This window comes from Desulfomicrobium norvegicum, from assembly GCF_900114595.1.
In the GTDB taxonomy this organism is placed as follows: domain Bacteria; phylum Desulfobacterota; class Desulfovibrionia; order Desulfovibrionales; family Desulfomicrobiaceae; genus Desulfomicrobium; species Desulfomicrobium macestii.
Map to the genome: position 1 here is coordinate 199,525 of NZ_FOTO01000002.1, position 15,883 is coordinate 215,407.

General features: G+C 60.4%; 19 protein-coding genes and 1 tRNA gene. 11 read left to right on the plus strand and 9 right to left on the minus strand.

The genetic code is table 11. The features are described 5' to 3' along the window. Positions 1-64 precede the first annotated feature (64 nt). Entirely contained in the window at positions 65-376 is a 312-nt protein-coding gene (locus BMZ24_RS04900; RefSeq protein WP_092189886.1) for an Hpt domain-containing protein, read from the plus strand. A gap of 82 nt (positions 377-458) precedes the next feature. On the opposite strand, the gene BMZ24_RS04905 is transcribed toward BMZ24_RS04900, so the two are convergent. The 7 genes from BMZ24_RS04905 to BMZ24_RS04935 form a co-directional block, all read right to left on the minus strand. Then, positions 459-1,187: an energy-coupling factor ABC transporter ATP-binding protein gene (locus BMZ24_RS04905; protein ID WP_092189888.1), complete on the minus strand. Its 729-nt coding sequence runs from the start codon at positions 1,185-1,187 to the stop codon at positions 459-461. Next, positions 1,180-1,947 carry a cobalt ECF transporter T component CbiQ gene (gene cbiQ, locus BMZ24_RS04910; protein ID WP_092189890.1) on the minus strand — a complete coding sequence of 256 codons (768 nt, stop codon included), beginning with the start codon at positions 1,945-1,947 and terminating at the stop codon, positions 1,180-1,182. Before cbiQ ends, BMZ24_RS04905 begins: the two co-directional genes overlap by 8 nt. Continuing rightward, a complete protein-coding gene (locus BMZ24_RS04915) occupies positions 1,940-2,554 on the minus strand; it encodes a cobalamin biosynthesis protein CbiL (protein ID WP_092189892.1) in 615 nt (204 codons plus the stop codon). Before BMZ24_RS04915 ends, cbiQ begins: the two co-directional genes overlap by 8 nt. Then, a complete protein-coding gene (cbiM, locus tag BMZ24_RS04920) occupies positions 2,547-3,173 on the minus strand; it encodes a cobalt transporter CbiM (RefSeq protein WP_092189894.1) in 627 nt (208 codons plus the stop codon). Before cbiM ends, BMZ24_RS04915 begins: the two co-directional genes overlap by 8 nt. A 108-nt stretch (positions 3,174-3,281) precedes the next feature. Then, positions 3,282-4,052, minus strand: coding sequence for a DUF4198 domain-containing protein (locus tag BMZ24_RS04925; RefSeq protein ID WP_092189896.1), 771 nt, complete (start codon positions 4,050-4,052; stop codon positions 3,282-3,284). Between the two features lie 293 nt (positions 4,053-4,345). Beyond that, positions 4,346-5,737 carry a DEAD/DEAH box helicase gene (locus BMZ24_RS04930; protein ID WP_161949039.1) on the minus strand — a complete coding sequence of 464 codons (1,392 nt, stop codon included), beginning with the start codon at positions 5,735-5,737 and terminating at the stop codon, positions 4,346-4,348. Between the two features lie 75 nt (positions 5,738-5,812). Continuing rightward, entirely contained in the window at positions 5,813-7,450 is a 1,638-nt protein-coding gene (locus BMZ24_RS04935; protein ID WP_092189900.1) for a sensor domain-containing diguanylate cyclase, read from the minus strand. 220 nt (positions 7,451-7,670) lie between these two features. Between BMZ24_RS04935 and BMZ24_RS04940 the strand changes: the two genes are divergently transcribed. Then, the gene (locus tag BMZ24_RS04940) at positions 7,671-8,030 is read left to right on the plus strand and encodes a tRNA-binding protein (protein ID WP_092189902.1); all 360 of its coding nucleotides are present in this window, start codon (positions 7,671-7,673) and stop codon (positions 8,028-8,030) included. Positions 8,031-8,037: 7 nt separating this feature from the next. After that, complete coding sequence (locus BMZ24_RS04945) at positions 8,038-8,883, plus strand: DMT family transporter (protein ID WP_092189904.1); 846 nt, start codon at positions 8,038-8,040, stop codon at positions 8,881-8,883. A gap of 302 nt (positions 8,884-9,185) precedes the next feature. Here BMZ24_RS04945 and BMZ24_RS04950 read toward each other — a convergent pair. Then, positions 9,186-9,262 (minus strand) — tRNA-Met (locus BMZ24_RS04950). 66 nt (positions 9,263-9,328) lie between these two features. On the opposite strand from BMZ24_RS04950, the gene BMZ24_RS04955 reads away from it, so the two are divergent. Next, positions 9,329-10,060, plus strand: coding sequence for a glycosyltransferase family 2 protein (locus BMZ24_RS04955; RefSeq protein WP_092189906.1), 732 nt, complete (start codon positions 9,329-9,331; stop codon positions 10,058-10,060). 122 nt (positions 10,061-10,182) lie between these two features. Beyond that, positions 10,183-10,470 (plus strand): lipid-A-disaccharide synthase N-terminal domain-containing protein, encoded by a 288-nt coding sequence (locus tag BMZ24_RS04960; RefSeq protein ID WP_092190224.1) that lies wholly within the window; start codon positions 10,183-10,185, stop codon positions 10,468-10,470. Here the strand turns inward: BMZ24_RS04960 and BMZ24_RS04965 are convergent. Beyond that, positions 10,425-11,012 carry a phosphatase PAP2 family protein gene (locus BMZ24_RS04965; protein ID WP_092189908.1) on the minus strand — a complete coding sequence of 196 codons (588 nt, stop codon included), beginning with the start codon at positions 11,010-11,012 and terminating at the stop codon, positions 10,425-10,427. The two genes, BMZ24_RS04960 and BMZ24_RS04965, sit on opposite strands and share 46 nt — an antisense overlap. Positions 11,013-11,144: 132 nt before the next feature. Here BMZ24_RS04965 and rpmH point away from each other — a divergent pair, with 132 nt between their 5' ends. The 6 genes from rpmH to mnmE all read left to right on the plus strand — a co-directional run bounded on the left by rpmH (position 11,145) and on the right by mnmE (position 15,883). Beyond that, a complete protein-coding gene (rpmH, locus tag BMZ24_RS04970) occupies positions 11,145-11,282 on the plus strand; it encodes a 50S ribosomal protein L34 (protein WP_015775318.1) in 138 nt (45 codons plus the stop codon). Further along, positions 11,270-11,641: a ribonuclease P protein component gene (gene rnpA, locus BMZ24_RS04975; protein WP_092189910.1), complete on the plus strand. Its 372-nt coding sequence runs from the start codon at positions 11,270-11,272 to the stop codon at positions 11,639-11,641. The genes rpmH and rnpA overlap by 13 nt, the downstream gene beginning before the upstream one ends. Positions 11,642-11,658: 17 nt before the next feature. Further along, positions 11,659-11,892 carry a membrane protein insertion efficiency factor YidD gene (gene yidD, locus BMZ24_RS04980; RefSeq protein ID WP_092189912.1) on the plus strand — a complete coding sequence of 78 codons (234 nt, stop codon included), beginning with the start codon at positions 11,659-11,661 and terminating at the stop codon, positions 11,890-11,892. A 5-nt stretch (positions 11,893-11,897) separates the two neighbouring features. Next, the gene (gene yidC / locus BMZ24_RS04985) at positions 11,898-13,502 is read left to right on the plus strand and encodes a membrane protein insertase YidC (RefSeq protein WP_092189914.1); all 1,605 of its coding nucleotides are present in this window, start codon (positions 11,898-11,900) and stop codon (positions 13,500-13,502) included. 95 nt (positions 13,503-13,597) lie between these two features. Next, complete coding sequence (locus BMZ24_RS04990; RefSeq protein ID WP_092189916.1) at positions 13,598-14,476, plus strand: Jag family protein; 879 nt, start codon at positions 13,598-13,600, stop codon at positions 14,474-14,476. A gap of 33 nt (positions 14,477-14,509) precedes the next feature. Then, entirely contained in the window at positions 14,510-15,883 is a 1,374-nt protein-coding gene (mnmE, locus tag BMZ24_RS04995; RefSeq protein ID WP_092190226.1) for a tRNA uridine-5-carboxymethylaminomethyl(34) synthesis GTPase MnmE, read from the plus strand.

Genomic DNA, 15,883 nt, shown 5'->3' on the forward strand with positions numbered 1-15,883 from the left:
TCTACATGGTGCTGATTCAACATTTAAAGGATTTTGTCCGGACAAACTATGCGCGGAGAAAAGCATGAAGCAGCGGGTCAAGGAACATTTATGCAGGGTCTATGGGTTGGGCATGGATGACATCGATGAACTTTACGGTATTGGTTGTCAGACGGTGGGCGCCACGCTGAGCCGCCTTGAAATCGCCTTTTCCGGCGAGGGGGACGCGCGGGAGATCGCGGACGCGGGACACATGCTCAAAGGGGCTCTTTTCAACATGGGGCTGCTGGAACTCGGGGATCTGGCCCGGGACATGGAGCTGGCCGGCAAGCGCGGACGCATGGAAGAGGCGCGCGCCGTTTACGCAAGGCTCCGCCCTGCCTTGAAATTCTTCTGAAGTCTCCATCGTTCCCGGGGCTTTTCCCTCCTGCGCCGGGTAGCCCGAGGAAATGCCCATTCGCGCCCGCATGGCGAGCGCTCTAGTCGTGGTGATGATGCGGCTCGTCGCCCAGGGGGTGGGCATGCACATGCCGGTGCGGCAAGTGCGGCACGTCGGTTACGAGGCGGCCGTCCTTTATGGTCATGAACCGCGAGGTTGTTTGCGCCAGAAAGTCCCAGTCATGCGAAATGATGATGCGGGCCGTGGGCAGGGCGGCAAGGATCTCGATGATGCGCTCCCTGGTCTGCGGGTCCAGGCCGTTGGTGGGCTCGTCCAGCAGCAGAACTTTGGGCTGCATGGACAGGATCGTGGCCAGCGACACCAGCTTCTTTTCTCCTCCGGACAGGCGGTGGGTCAGGCGATCCTCGAACCCGTCCAGGCCCAACTCCTTCAGGGTCGCAAGAGACCTCTCCCGTGCTTCGTCCACGGACATTCCAAGATTCAGCGGGCCAAAAGCCACGTCGTCGAGCACTGTGGGGTTGAAGAGCTGGTCTTCGGCGTTCTGCAGGACCATGCCGACCTCGCGGCGCAGGGCCTGAAATTCCTTTTCACCGCGCACCGGCCTGCCATGGAAGAGGACCTTGCCGCGTTGCGGAGCCATGAGGCCCATGACAATGTGGAAAAGAGTGGTCTTGCCGCTGCCGTTGGTCCCGTAGAGCCCGATTTGCTGTCCGGGTTCAAAGGCGAAGTTCACGTCGTGCAGCACCGCGTGGCCGGAAGGATAGGCAAAGGACACGTCCTGCAGGGCGAAAATGGGCGTTTCAGACAAGGCGTATCTCCGGAAAAAAGTCCATGAGCACGATGCCGGCCGTGGCCGCCATCCACAAAAAGGCAAAGATCGCGTCTTTAGGTTGCGCCTTGAAGCGGACCACGGAGACGAAACGGCCCTGAAATCCGCGCAGGACCATGGCCTGATAGACCCGGCTCGAACGGTCGAAGCTGTTGACCAGGACCATGGCCAGAAGGTTCCCGATGGTGCGGTAGGTGTGCATGCCGGTGCGGGGGGTGAACCCGCGCAACCTGGCCGCCGTGACCAGCCGCTGCCATTCGTCGGCGATGACGTGCAGGTAGCGGTAAGTGAAAAGGAACAGGAATACCAGCTTGGACGGCACGCCGAGGCGGTCCAGGGCGTGCCCCATGGTCGGAGAATCCATGGTCGTGACCAGGGCCAGGAAGGTCAGCAGGATGGCGTTGGACTTGAGTGTGGCGAGCAAAACCAGCTCGGCGCCCTCACGGCTTGCCGTCAGCGGGCCAAGGGTCGCCAAGGGCGTGCCGGGCATGGTCAGGGGCACGGTCAGCCACAGGAAAAGAATGAAGACGTTGACCAGGGCCACGCGTTTGCAAAGCACGTGCAGGGGCGGCGCGCTCAGGCTCAGGACAGTCACGGCCGGAATCAGCGCCGCGCCGGCCGCGAGAGGGTCCTTGAGCAGGGCCACGCAGACGGAGAAAAGCGCCGCCATGGCCAGGCGCATCCTGGGGTCGAGATCGTGCACCAGGGAGCGGCCACGGGCAAAAGGTTCGTCAAACACGGGGGCGGCTCTTGAAATAGGCGGCTATGCCGACCAGTCCGAAAATCCAGCCGATGCCGCCGATAATTTCCCGCATTCCCGGCCCGGCCTGGCTTTGTTCGAGCAGAGTGCGCTTGATGGGGGCAAGCTTGGCGTCGAGGGCGGCGCTCACCACTTCTTCCACGTCGGCCCGCGATAGCGCCCGCGTCTTTGTGCCTGAGTCATCCGGACTCCCCGCAGCGGCGGGCTCAGCGGCTTTTCCCGCATCCGGCGCAGGGGCCCTGGGAACCGGCGCGTCCATGAATTCAGCTGCTTCCACGATCCACTCGTTTTGATGCCCTTCTCCGGCCTGAAGCAGGATGCGCAGGTCGGCTCCTGCTTTTCGCGCCTGGTCCGGGACGGGGAAACGGAAGAGTCCCTCCTCGTCGGTCGTTCCCTGCAGCAGCGTCCGTCCGGTGACGGCGTCACGGACTTCGATGGTGCCGTGCCTGACCCGTTTGGATTTGCTGTAGCTGCACTCGGCGACGACCTCGCCGCCCTCCACATAGGCGAAGATGTTGACCCGGTGCGCCAGGGCCGGGCCCGAAGCCAGCAAGGCGAAGACAAGGAGCAGGAAAAGGCTACGCACGTGTTTCTCCTTCAAAATTTGATGCAAAATGCAGGAGTTCGGGTCGGATCCTGGACAGAAAGGATACGGCCAGCGTGGTCACGATGCCCTCGACGATCATGACCGGGACATGGGCCAGGAAGAGCAGCCGTGCGGCCTGGAGGAAGCCTTCGTCCGTCTGGGCCAGGGAGAGGGCCGTGAGCAGGCCCGCGCCGGCCACGGACAGGGCCCCGCAGCAAAACGCCGCCACCGTGCGTATCCGTCCGGGGCGGGACAGGAGCGGACGCAGGAGCAAAAAGCAGAGCACGGCCGGAAAGGCCATGTTGAAGGCGTTCACGCCCAGCACCGTGAAGCCTCCGTACTGAAAGAGCACGGATTGCAGCATGAGCGCCACCAGGATGGCCGGAAAAGCGGCCCAGCCGAGAATGGCCCCGAGGAGGCCGTTCAGGATCAGGTGGGCGCTGGAGGGCCCGATGGGGATGTGGACGAGCGAGCCGACGAAAAAGGCCGCGGCCAGGATGGCCACGGTCATGAGCCTGTCATAATCGAGACGGCGCAGGCCAAGGGCCGTGCCGCCGACGGTCAGGACCGCGCCCAGGCCCAGTATGGCGGGAGATAGAACCCCTTCGGAAATGTGCACTTTTCTGCCCTCTCTTCAAGTGGTTCGGCGAGGCATGACAAAAAGCCGGGCATGTGTCCATGCCCGGCACATGTTACGGGTCCCGGAGCGGGCCCCGGCATGGACCCCCTATTTGCGCACGGGATCGAGAAACTGAGCCCACAGCACTGCGCCCAGCTCCACATCCTTGGGCGTACCTTCGTGATCCATCTTTTCAGCCGCCGTATTGAGGGCCGCAAAACCCCACCATCCGGCGAAAGGCACGGCATAGGTGAATACGCCGTCGGCGTCGGTCCTGACTACCTGGGTGATCATGTAGTCGCTTGGCGCTTCGTACTTTTTGTCCTTGTTGTAGAATTCCACCTCGACGTCCGCGCCCGCAACGGGTTTACCGTCGAGGAGCACCCGGCCCTGGAAGACATTGCCGGCATAGTTGCCGAAGGGCCTGGTCAGGGGGACGATTTCGGTCTTGAGGCCAAGGGGTTCGCCCCAGCCCTCTTCCTCGCCGAAGGAGGCGATGACGGTCTTGGTGTAATGGACGATGAAGCAGTCCTCGGCCGGTTCCCAGTAAGGGGTGGGTTCCATGACAAACTGGTACACGCCGGGTCTTTTAATCGTGTACTCGGCGGTCCAGGATGGATGTTCCATGATCGTGGCGGGTTTCAGGGCATCCTTCATCTCCTGCGCCTCTCCGTCCACGAAAACCTTGAACGAGGCCGGAGCGACAAGAGGCATGCCGACCATTTCCATGGGATGGGAAAAGGACAGGGCAAAGGAGACGGTCGCATCCTTTTTCTCCATGACGATGCTTGATGAAGGGATGACCATTCCGAAATGGGCCAGGGCCACGCCCGAAAGGCAGAAAAGCATGGTGAGACAAAGCGCGAGAGTTCTGAACATGGAAATGTACCTCCCCTCCTGGCCGGTCTTTGGCAATACGGATCGCGCCAGGGTTTGCGAGTTGAAACTATGGAATTGGAAAACCGGCCTCAAGAATAGCACTAATTGAAAAATAATAACATCAATGGGCATAGCTATCCGGGAATCCGTATTTTTGTCAACAACCGGATTTTATTGGCAGTCTGGATGCGAAGATATGTGGGGGCGCGGGGGCTTGGTTTGTCGAAGGCGGCTCAAGGGCGGTGCAGGCAGAAAGGGCCCGGCGCGTGTGTTTAGCGCCGGGCGGGCAAGGATCAGGCGGGTTTGTTCCGCTTGGGTCCCGACCATACTTTTTGTCCGGTCTTGCCGGACTTTGCGCCGGGGAGCGCGGGCCCGCGTTTGCGGGCCACGGGTGGCGCGGCCTTGTCGTGGGATTGTGGTTGCCTGGCGGAAGCGGGCGGGGTCGTGGCGGTGGATTCCTTGCGGGTTTCAGGGCCTGCGGGGGCCGGCCTTTTCTTGCCGCCCCGGCTGGGGCCGAAAGGACGCGGAGCCGGGCGCAGGGTCTGCGCGGAGTCGCCCGTGGCCGGGACAAGGGCGCCGCGCACGAGCTGTACCTGTTCCAGGACGATGTCCAGATCCTGGGCGTAGCGCTTGGCCAGACGGCTCTCAGCCTCGGTCATGAGGGACAGCACAAGGCCCTCGGCGCCGGCTCGTCCCGTGCGCCCGGCGCGGTGCAGATAATCGCGGCTCTGGCTTGGCACGTCCACGTTGACCACCAGTTCCACCCCGAAAATATCGAGCCCCCGGGCTGCGATGTCCGAAGCGATGAGCGTCTGGGCCTTGCCTTTGCGGAAATCATCCAGGGCGGCCTGGCGTTCGAACTTGTCGTGCGCGCCGTGCAGATCGGCCACGGCCAGCTGGTGATGTTCCAGGCGTTCGGACATGCGTTCGGCGCTGGCTCCCCGGTGCACGAAGACCAAGGCCCGCTCGGGGGAAAGGCCGCGCAGCACCTTGCGCAGCCAGTCGGTCTTGTCGCGTTCCTCGCATACCAGATAGCAGTGCCGGATGGCCGGGCTGATTCCGTCCTGCGCGCGCACGAAGTCAAGGTTCGGGGCCAGCCCGCGAGCGATGCGGGTCGTGGCCGGGCCCTCGGTGGCGGAGACGAAGACGAAACGGGTCTCGGGACCAAGCTGGCCCGTGATCTTGCGGATGTGCTCCAACCCTTCCTCGATGAGCAGACGATCCGCTTCGTCGAGGACCAGCCATACGGTTTCTTTCAGCTTGAGTTTTCCAAGCTCCATGAGGTGCGTCATGCGGCCGGCGGAGCCGATCACCAGATGGGGTTTTTTCTTGAGCCCCTCGATCTGGCGGCTGACCGCTGCCCCGCCGATGAGGGACTGCACCCGCACGCCAAGGCCGGCGTCGCGGGACAGGTCCGTGGCCACGCGGTGGATCTGCATGGCCAGCTCGTGGGTGGGAGCCAGCACCACGGCCTGCACGTGCATGCTCTCGGCGTTGATGCCCGCCAGAATGGGCAGCAGATAGGCAAGCGTCTTGCCCGAACCGGTTCGAGAAACGAGCATGGCCGATTTTCCGGCCATCAGCACCGGCAGCGCGGCCTCCTGCACGGGCAGGGGCGTGTCGAGCTTGCGGGTCTGCAGGGCCTGAACCAGAGCGGGCGGGAGCCCAAGGGAATCAAAAGACATATATATCCTTGTCGGCATGGAGCCGTGACGATGAAGAAAAGGAACCGCGCCGGAACATCCGGAGCGGAGGAAAAATCATTCGGAAGGCATGGCGGGTTGGTCATCACTCGAAGCCACGACCCGGTTGCGCCCCGATCTTTTGGCCTGGTACATGGCATTGTCCGCCTTCTGCAGCAGCTTCGCCATGCCGTCATCACCGTCTTCAAGCCGAGGGGTCATGGAGGCCACGCCAAAGCTCACGGTCACGAAGGGCCCCACCTGGGATGCGCCATGCTCCAGGTGCAGGTCCAGCACCGCCTGGCGCATGGCCTCGGCCACATGCGTCACGCCCTCGGCGTCAGTGTCGGCCAGGATGACGGCAAATTCCTCGCCGCCGAAGCGTGTGACCAGATCCGCCGGGCGCTGCATCATGCGCTGCATGACTGCCGCCACGGCGATAAGGCACTGATCACCCTGCAGATGTCCATGTTTATCGTTGTAATCCTTGAAAAAATCAACATCTGCCAGGATGATGCCGATGGGAGTCTGATCGCGCATGGCCCGCCGCCATTCCTGCTTCAGGCAATTGTCAAACATGCGGCGGTTGGCGACTCCCGTCAAGCCGTCCAGGAGGGACAGCTGCTTCAACTGTTCGTTGGCGCGCTTGAGATCCTCGGTGCGTTCGCGGATGGTTTGCACCATGTTGTCGAAGCTTTTGGCCAGGATTCCGACCTCGTCGTTGCGCTGCAGATCAATGCGCAGGGAATAATCCCCTTCCTGTTGCAGCCTGGCCGCATGCCTGGTCAGCCTTTGCAGGGGCCTGAGCACAACGGCCTGCAGCAAAACATTCAGCAATACGAGCACCAAAAGTCCGGACGAGACCACCAGGACCATGGCGTAGCGGATGCTCGAGATGCCCTTTTGGGTAATATCCCGGGGGAACAGGTAGTGGATGCCGAAGATGGGCAACCCTGTCGGATCGAGATATGCCCCGCAAACCTTGACGAATTCGCCTTCGTCCAGGGTGAAGTAATCGAGGTTGTCGATGCTGGCGTAAGTGACTTCTTTTTTGCCGCACAGCGTCTGTTCTTTTGCGTAGGGATAGACGATTTCAAAGGCGATGCGGGTCTGTTCACCCAGGGTTTTGACCATGTCCTGGTTCAAGATTCGTCCAATGACCAGGAAGCCGTTACCGGGACCGCTTCCATCCGAACGCAGGATCTGTCGTGTGGCAAAAAGCAGGGGGCCACGCTCGGTATTGACGACTCCGGTTATGCCTTTTTGTCCTTCTTTCGCGCCCGGAATTTTCAGCAGCGGGTGGTCCGGGGCGATGCGTCCCTGCGTCAGCAGGTCAAGAGAGATGGCACTTTTTTGAATCGTGTCGCGGGCATTGCTCCAGACGATCGTTCCATCCTGCGCGCAATAGATCATTACATTCACCGAGATGCTGTCCAGCGCTTCGTCGTAGAGATTGCTTGTTTTGTAGGTCTCGGAACGTGTGTTCATGAAGTCGTAGGTGTCGTCCCAGGTCGCCCAGTCGCGGCAGATGCGCTCCAGATGGTAGTTTTCCCTGTCGATGGCGTGAAATATGCGTTGCAGGTTCTGCCCCGCCTGCTGATGCTCGAGCTCCAGAAAGCTGGGGTAGACGACGAAACGCTGGACGAAAAAATCCGCCACGCCCAGAGAGGCGAACAGGACAAGGATGATGGTGAACACTTTGGCGCGGACGGACATGAAGACTCCTTGAACCGACGATGCAATCAATAACGATAAAGATTACCCGAGTTCCTTGACAGGTACAAGCCGCAAGAACCCTGGGCTTGCGCTAGGCACGGGCCAGGGCGTAAGAACTTGCCCTTCAGGCGGGCATGTTCCATCAGGGTTGATCTGGCCCTGGCCACGTTCGCGTGGGGTGGCCCCTTGACTCTGTGTTCATCAGCCAAGGAGGATTTTTGTGGCTTCGGAACTCAAACCGTCAGTGAATTTTGAAGAATCCCTGGGACTTTTGGACATTCGCGTCGGGCGTGTCGTTTCGGCTGAACCCTGCGACGCGACGCCAAAGCCCACCTACAGGATGGTCGTCGATTTCGGAAAATACGGCCGACGCGTCAGTTACGGTCGCTTCACCGCGCATCCGCCGGAAGAGGTGGCAGGCCGGCTGGTGCTCGCGGTGCTCAACTTCCCGCCGCGCCGGATGGGGGAGGTTGTCTCCGAAGTGCTGGTCCTTGGCGTGCAGTACCCGGGAAGGGACAGCGGCGAAGCGACCTTTGTCTCCCCGGCGGTCAACGCCAAGATCGGCAGCAAGCTTTTCTAGGACGACCATGAAACCCTATCTCTACGCATTCGGCGCGGTGCTGTGCTGGGCGAGTCTGCCGGCGGCCACGGGCAGCGGTCTGGACGGGCTCGATGTCACGGAGCTGCTTTTTTTCAGCTTTGTCCCGGCGGCGCTTTATCTCGTGGCGCAGGAGATGATCATCTCCCGGCGGCGGGCCATCCCCTGGCCGGACCTGAAGCTCACGGCGCTGGGCGTGGCCGGCATCTTCGGCTACCACGCGCTGTACTACCTGGCCCTCGACCACGCGCCCCTGGTGGAGGGAGCCATTCTGACCACGACCTGGTCTTTCTGGATAGTCGTCATGTCCTCCATTCTGGCCAACAAGCGCCTGTCCCTTCCTGTTCTGGGCGTGGCGCTGGTCGGACTCGTGGGTGCGGGCCTGGTCGTGTCCGGAGGCAAAGGCCTGCATTTTGAAACGCGCTATCTGCCCGGCTACCTCATGGCCCTCGGTTGCGGACTGGTCTGGAGCAGCTTCTCGGTTGCGCTGTCCCGTCTTCGACTCACCCGTGACTACATGCCGGCCTTCACGGTCCTGGCCGCCCTCTTTTCCACCCTGGTCTACGCCGCAAGCGCTCCGCAGGCCCTGCCTCCGGCGGGGGCCCTGTTCTCGGCCCTTTATCTGGGCCTGGTGCCGCTGGGGCTATCCTTCACGCTCTGGAACCGTGCCGTGACCACAGGCAACATGACCCTCATCGGCTATCTTTCATACCTGACCCCGCCTCTGGCCGTGCTGCTGGCCGCCCTGATCCGGGGCGCCACCGTGACCCCGCACGCCGTGATCGGCATGGCGGTCATTCTTGCGGCGGCCTTTGCCGGGAGGAGACTGAGCTGACCGGCGGCCCGGATTTTTTGCCTCGCGCATTTACAGAACGGGCAAATACCGGCCGAAGATGGGGCATGCCTTTTTGCTCATGGCGGGCCATGATTGGTTCTCCTGGCTGAATTTGCCTGCCCGCCCCCAGGCTCGGGCCGAATTCGTCATGGCAAATTCACCGTGAACGGCTTCGTCAAGCATCGTGCAAAGGAGAAGATATTATTTCGGGCGGTGAACAAAAAAGCGGAAAATCTCTGGATGGCAAGAGGGGCACAAAAGAAAAAGGCTTAAGAGTTTTGCTCTTAAGCCTTAGATTTCTTTGGTAGCGGGGGCAGGATTTGAACCTACGGCCTTCGGGTTATGAGCCCGACGAGCTACCATGCTGCTCCACCCCGCGCCATGTGAGAAGAGCTTTCTATGTAGGTTTACAAGCCTTGTCAAATGCTATATTCACTTTTTTCTTATGAAAAACACAATTAATAAAATTTCTTTAATTATTCCAGTGTATAACGAAGAAGAAAATCTTCGCGATCTGTACTCCGAGATAACCCGCAGCCTGTCAGGATTGACCTACCCCTGGGAGCTTGTCCTGGTGGATGACGGCAGCACGGACTCCAGTCTAGCCGTCATTCGGGACCTGGCCGGGGCGGATGAGCGTGTCCGCTTCTTGTCCTTTGCCCGGAACTGCGGGCAGTCCGCCGCCTTTGCCGCCGGCTTTCGCTATGCCTCCGGCGACGTGGTCGTGACCCTGGATGCGGACCTGCAGAACGATCCCGCCGACATTCCGGCCATGCTTCAGGTCTATGCCCAGGGCGTCGACATGGTCATTGGCTGGAGGGCCAAGCGTCAGGACAGCGTGGTCAAGCGCTACGCCTCGCGTTTTGCCAACTGGGTGCGCAACAGGATCAGCCGTGAAACTGTCCGTGACACGGGCTGCTCTCTTAAAGTAATGCGTGCGCAGATGGTCAAGCGGATTCCCATGTTCACGGGCATGCACCGCTTTTTGCCCACTCTCATGAAGCTTGAGGGGGCACGGGTGGCGGAGGTGCGCGTCAACCATCGTCCACGCAGCAAGGGCGTCTCCAAGTACGGCATATGGGACCGGGCCTGGTCATCTGCCTATGATCTGCTCGCGGTGCGCTGGATGCAGAAGCGGCATATCGGATACGTGGTCTCCGATACGAACGTGAAATAACATTTCGGGCTTGACCCTTTTTTCTCGCGCCTTTGCCGGCGCGCCCTGCATTATATGGATAGGGGCGAACGGTGGAGACGGGAAGATTTTTTTATACGGCGCAGGTGCGCCTTGGGCGGAACATGGAATTAACGACACAGTGGTGGTTGCTGGCCATCGGTTTTACGGGCCAGGGATTTTTCTTCATGCGTTTTTTCTGGCAGTGGATCGTCTCCGAGAGGGAGAAGAAAAGCGTCATCCCCATAAGTTTCTGGTACTTCAGCTTGCTGGGCAGTTTTTTTCTGCTGACCTATGCCATTCTGCGCAAGGACATCGTTTTCATTGTCGGCCAGTCGACGGGTTCCATCATTTATACCCGGAACCTCTATCTGATCCATCGAGAGCGCAAGCGGCTCCAGAGCAACGGATAGAGCGGGAGCAGGACTCCGGCCACGGCCAGTCCCGTGGCCCAGCCCGCCAGAACGTCCATGGGGAAGTGTTTTCCAAGATAGATCCGCGAGTATCCGATGACCAGCGGAAGGGCCCATATTGCCTTCTTGCGGAATGTGGCGAAAAGGACGAGAGCAGCCGCTGCGGAGTTGGCCGCGTGGGCGGAAGGAAAGGACGAGCCCCGTTGTTTGGTGGTCGTGAAGTCCTGCGGCAGGGTCGCCCATGATCCCGAATCCTGGTAGCGGGTTTCGCCGATGCTCTTGTAGGGGCGCACGCGGCCCACGCTGTCCTTGATCAGGGAACAGGTCAGGTCGGAGACGCCGATGCTTGCGGCCAGGGCAAGCACGACGACCATGGACACGCGCCCCTGTCTGAGGCCGAAGGCGACCATGGTGATGGCCAGGACCCACAGGAAGGCCGAGCTTGAGAACAGGGGCATGAGATAATCGAAGGGCGGGTTTTGCCAGCTCTGATTGATCCACCGAAACAGGGTCATTTCCCAGTCAGGGGTATGAAAAAACATGTACTCCTCCTTGGTCTGGCCAGTTTGGTGGATGCGGGCGGAATTGTCCAGCGGGCAAGAGCGCAATGCATCTTGACGCGTTAAGTATTTGCGGCTACATTCCCAGTTTACTTTTTTTGAAGGAGAAATGAAATGAGCAAGAGAACATATCAACCGAGCACCACCAAGCGTAAGAGAAGTCACGGGTTTCTGGTTCGTTCACGGACCAAGAACGGCCAGGCCGTGCTGCGCCGCAGAAGAGCAAAGGGAAGAAAAAGATTAGCCGTCTAGCCTACCCTCCCTCGTATCGACTGAAGAGACGGCCCCAGTTTTGTAGCTGTTATGACCGGGGCCGTCGTTTTTTTTCAAAGAGTTTCACCCTCTTTGTGCTCGAGCGGGAAGATGCCGGGGAGTCCTGGCGTCTTGGGCTTACGGTGAGCAGAAAAATTGGCAAGTCCGTGCGGCGCAATCGGGTCAAGCGTTTGGTCCGGGAGTACTTCCGGCTTCACAGGCATGATTTTCACCTGCGCGCGGACATTGTCGTGGTGCCCAAGCGGGGCGTTTGCGTGGATTCCATGGACCTTGCGCAGGTGTCCTCGGAACTTGGTCCACTGATGACAAAAATCGTGTCCCGGGTTGGAGCGGCCTAGGCCTTTCCGGAGTTTTCATGCGCCAAGCCTTCGTATACATCCTTTCCCTGTATCAGTATCTGATATCCCCGCTCTATTCTCCCTGTTGCCGTTTCACTCCTTCGTGTTCCGAATATGCCCGGCAAGCCGTCTTGTCTCATGGAATTTTTCGGGGGATGGGCCTTGCCATCTGGCGGTTGTTGCGTTGTCATCCCCTGTGTGCCGGTGGTTACGATCCGGTTCCCTCCCCTAACTTGTCAAAGAGAGATTGAAATCAATGGATAGCAATAAACGCGTCATCCTCGCTGTTTCCCTGTCGCTGCTGGTGCTTCTGGGCTGGAATTACATGTTTCCGCCGGTCACGCCCCTGGAAACGGCACCCCAGAATATTACGTCACCCAATCAGACCGAGGCTCCCGCTCCCCAGGATGGGACGCCGGTGATGCCTTCCTCGCCAACCGTGCAGTTCGCTCCTTCCACAGGGGAAAAGATTTCCATTGAAACGCCCCTGTATCACGCCGTGATCAACGCTTCCGGTGGCGTGCTGGAGAGTTTCGAGCTCAAGGATTACAAGGAAACCATTGATCCGGGCGCCAAAAACATCGATCTGGTCACGGCGCAGTCCGTGACCAAGGCACCCATGGGTCTGATCTGGAATTCCATGCCGACCTGGGCCCAGGGCGAATGGACCGTACAGGGCGGAGATCTGGATCTTTCCGACGGTCAGAGCGGTACCATCCAGCTGAGCGGCGTCGTCGGCGGCGTGCAGATGGACCGGGTGCTGACCTTCACCGGCGGCACGTACGAGGTCAAGGAAGAGGTCAAGATCACCAACGTCACCGCGGCACAGGTTCAGGGACATCTGGCCTTTTCCGTGTCCAGCGTTCCGCTCACGGCCGAGAGCGACAAGTACAACATGACAAAGATCGCCTACATGGCCGCCGGAAGCCTGACCGAGGAAGACAGCCAGAAGGATCTGCAGATCGGTGTTGAATCCCCCACTCCGGCCCAGTGGGGCGGCATCGAGAGTAACTACTTCCTGCTGGCCATGGTGCCGACCTCTTCGGACATGTTTGCCCGCGCCAAGCTTGAGGACAATGTCTACCGCATGACCGTCGCCGATCAGGTCCTGCTTGATCCAGGCATCACACAGCTGCGCACCGTGTCCTACTATTTCGGGCCCAAGACGGACAAGGACCTGGCCATCATGCCTAAGGACCTCAAAGGCAGCATGCACTACGGCTTTTTCGACATCATCGCCAAGCCGCTCAATCAGTTTCTGAAATTTCTGTACGGTTATGTAGGCAACTACGGTATCGCGATCATCATCCTGACCATCATCATCAAGCTCCTCTTCTGGCCCTTGTCGCACAAGAGCTACAAGTCCATGGAGCAGATGAAGAAGTTGCAGCCCATGATGGCCAAGATTCGTGAAAAGTACGCCGACGACCGCGAAAAGATGAACTCCGAGATCATGCAGCTCTACAAGACCTACAAGGTCAACCCGGCTGGCGGTTGTGTGCCCATGCTGCTGCAGATTCCCGTGTTTTTCGCCCTGTACCAGGCCCTGCTTGGCGCCATCGAGCTCAGGCATGCGGCCTTCATCCCGACCCTGCCCTTTACGGACCTGGTCTGGCTGGCCGACCTCTCAGCCAAGGACCCCTACTACATCACGCCGCTGATCATGGGCGCGACCATGTTCCTGCAGCAGCGTCTGTCTCCGCCCATGGGCGACCCGATGCAGGCCAAGATCATGATGTTCATGCCTGTCATATTCACCTTCCTTTTCCTGAACTTTCCTTCCGGTCTGGTCGTGTACTGGTTGATCAACAACCTGCTGTCCATCGCTCAGCAGTCGTACATGATCAAAAAGTCGAAGTAGCATTGAGATCATGCCCGGCGGCGTCCGTTCGTGGACGCCGCCGGGCATGCCGTGATGCGTTTTTTGATTTTTTCAGGAACGTGAAGGAGAGCTGGATGAATACATACAAGGATTTTCAGGCCAAGACCGTGGACCAGGCCATTGATGACGCATGCCGGTTTTTCGCCACTCAGCGCGAGGCACTGGAAATTGAAATCGTCAGTGGCGGATCATCCGGAATATTCGGCCTTGGCGCCAAAAAGGCGACCATCCGGGCCAAAAGGCGTCGCCTGTATCCGGCTGTGGACGAGCCTATAGTGCCCGCTGTGGCCGAACCGGTGCGTGCCGTGCAGGCAGTCGCTCCGGCTTTGCATGAGGAAGTGGTCCTGGCCGACGATGCCGCCCTTGAGACGGATGCAGTCATTGATTTCGACGAGGAAGATGAACCTCGCCCCGTCACGACGCTTTCCCCCGAGGAGATGGTCCGGTTGGAAGCGGATATCCGAACGATCATGACCGCCCTCATAAAGCCCATCGCGGTCAACGTGACCCTGGCCATCGACGTGGCGTCAAGCCCCATCACCGTGCTCATCGAGGACGAGGACAACTCGGGCCTGATCATTGGCCGCGACGGGCAGACCATCACCGCGCTCCAGTATCTGGCCAACCGCATCGTCTCCAAATCCTGGCCCCAGAGTCCGCGCATCCAGCTGGATGCGGGCGATTATCGCCAGAAGCAGGAGGAGCAGCTCCTCGGCATTGCCCAGTTCCTGTCGGAAAAAGCAAAGAAATCCGGACGGGTGCAGAGCACCAGGCCGCTGTCTTCCTTTCATCGCCGGGTCGTGCACATGGCCTTGCAGGACGATCGTGGCGTGCAGACGCGCAGCAAGGGCGAAGGGCACATGAAGCGGGTTCTCATCCTGCCGGTCAAGCGCGGCAAACCCGGCGGTCGGCCACCCAGACGTCAGGAAGCCGCCCAGGCTCGTCAATCCTAAACTTTGCGGGCCTTCGGCCCGCTTTTTTTTATCATGAACACAAATTCCGACACCATCGTGGCCATCGCCACTCCTCCCGGCCAGGGCGCCATCGGCATTGTCCGCCTGAGCGGCCCGGCCGCCGGGGAAATCGCGCGCGGTCTTTTTCATTCCTCTCGTCCGGGCTTCACGGCTTTTAGACCCTACCATCTGCATCACGGGCAACTGCGAGACGCTGGAGGGAATTTTCTGGATGAGGTGCTGGCGGCTTTCATGCCAGGTCCGGGTTCTTTCACAGGAGAGGACGTCGTTGAGCTGCAGTGTCATGGCGGCGGCGCCGTTCTGCGCCGGGTGGTGGAGGAATGTCTGGAGCATGGCGCGCGGCTGGCGGCGCCGGGCGAATTTTCCAAGCGGGCCTTTCTCAATTCACGCATGGATCTGACCCAGGCCGAGGCCATCATGGAGCTGGTTGGCGCGCCCACGGCCGTTGCCGTTGGTCTGGCCGGGAGCAAGCTTGAGGGTTTGCTGGCGCGTCGCATCGGCGAGCTTCGGGCCGGTCTTGAGGCCTTGCGCGTGCAACTCTGCGTGGCCGTGGATTTTCCCGAGGACGAGGTCGAGTGCCTGGCCCCCGAGGATCTGGCTGCAGGTGTTGCCGAGGTCCGCGAGGCCATGGCCGAGCTGGCCGACAATTACGATCGCGGCCGCTGCTGGCGCGACGGGGCCCTGGTGGTTCTGGCGGGGCAGGTCAACGCGGGCAAGTCGAGCCTGATGAACGCGATTCTCGGGATCAACCGGGCCATAGTGACCGACATTCCGGGTACGACGCGGGACTATCTGGAGGAATCCGTGCAGATTGACGGCCTGCCTGTGCGGCTGGTGGACACGGCGGGCCTGCGCGCGTCTCTCGACAGCGTTGAACTCCTGGGCATCGAGCGCAGCCGCGAACTTCTCGGAAGGGCCGATCTGGTTTTGCTGGTCATCGATTCCGAGCTCGGGCCCGGAGCCGAGGATCTGGACCTGGCCCTGAATACGGACAATCTGCTCGTTGTGGCCAACAAGATGGATCTTGTGGGCGGCGAGCCTGCCTGGCTTGGGGAGAGCCCATGGAATGAACGGGAGTTGTGTCCGCTATCCGCCAAGCATGGCCAGGGCGTGTCTGACCTGCTGGCGGCAATCCGCCGGATCGTGGCCGCCACGGGCGCTCCAGAAGCCGGTGCGCTGGTGCCCAACCTGCGCCAGCACACGGCCCTGGTCCGTGCTGGCGAAGAGCTTGCGCAAATGCTGGACGAACTCGCGGACGGACAGCCCTATGACATCCTCTCCGTCCGTCTGGACACGGCCTGTGTTCTTCTGGCGGAAATCACGGGTGAGATTTCCTCCCAGGAGGTGCTGAGCGCCGTGTTCGACGGATTTTGCATTGGGAAGTGA

Coding starts and splice junctions, on each gene's coding strand:
- BMZ24_RS04900 (WP_092189886.1), top strand. CDS start 65: ATGAAGCAGCGGGTCAAGGAACATTTATGCAGGGTCTATGGGTTGGGC.
- BMZ24_RS04925 (WP_092189896.1), bottom strand. CDS start 4,052: ATGTTCAGAACTCTCGCGCTTTGTCTCACCATGCTTTTCTGCCTTTCG.
- BMZ24_RS04930 (WP_161949039.1), bottom strand. CDS start 5,737: ATGTCTTTTGATTCCCTTGGGCTCCCGCCCGCTCTGGTTCAGGCCCTG.
- BMZ24_RS04935 (WP_092189900.1), bottom strand. CDS start 7,450: ATGTCCGTCCGCGCCAAAGTGTTCACCATCATCCTTGTCCTGTTCGCC.
- BMZ24_RS04945 (WP_092189904.1), top strand. CDS start 8,038: ATGAAACCCTATCTCTACGCATTCGGCGCGGTGCTGTGCTGGGCGAGT.
- BMZ24_RS04955 (WP_092189906.1), top strand. CDS start 9,329: ATGAAAAACACAATTAATAAAATTTCTTTAATTATTCCAGTGTATAAC.
- BMZ24_RS04960 (WP_092190224.1), top strand. CDS start 10,183: ATGGAATTAACGACACAGTGGTGGTTGCTGGCCATCGGTTTTACGGGC.
- BMZ24_RS04965 (WP_092189908.1), bottom strand. CDS start 11,012: ATGTTTTTTCATACCCCTGACTGGGAAATGACCCTGTTTCGGTGGATC.
- rpmH (WP_015775318.1), top strand. CDS start 11,145: ATGAGCAAGAGAACATATCAACCGAGCACCACCAAGCGTAAGAGAAGT.
- yidD (WP_092189912.1), top strand. CDS start 11,659: ATGCGCCAAGCCTTCGTATACATCCTTTCCCTGTATCAGTATCTGATA.
- yidC (WP_092189914.1), top strand. CDS start 11,898: ATGGATAGCAATAAACGCGTCATCCTCGCTGTTTCCCTGTCGCTGCTG.
- BMZ24_RS04990 (WP_092189916.1), top strand. CDS start 13,598: ATGAATACATACAAGGATTTTCAGGCCAAGACCGTGGACCAGGCCATT.
- mnmE (WP_092190226.1), top strand. CDS start 14,510: ATGAACACAAATTCCGACACCATCGTGGCCATCGCCACTCCTCCCGGC.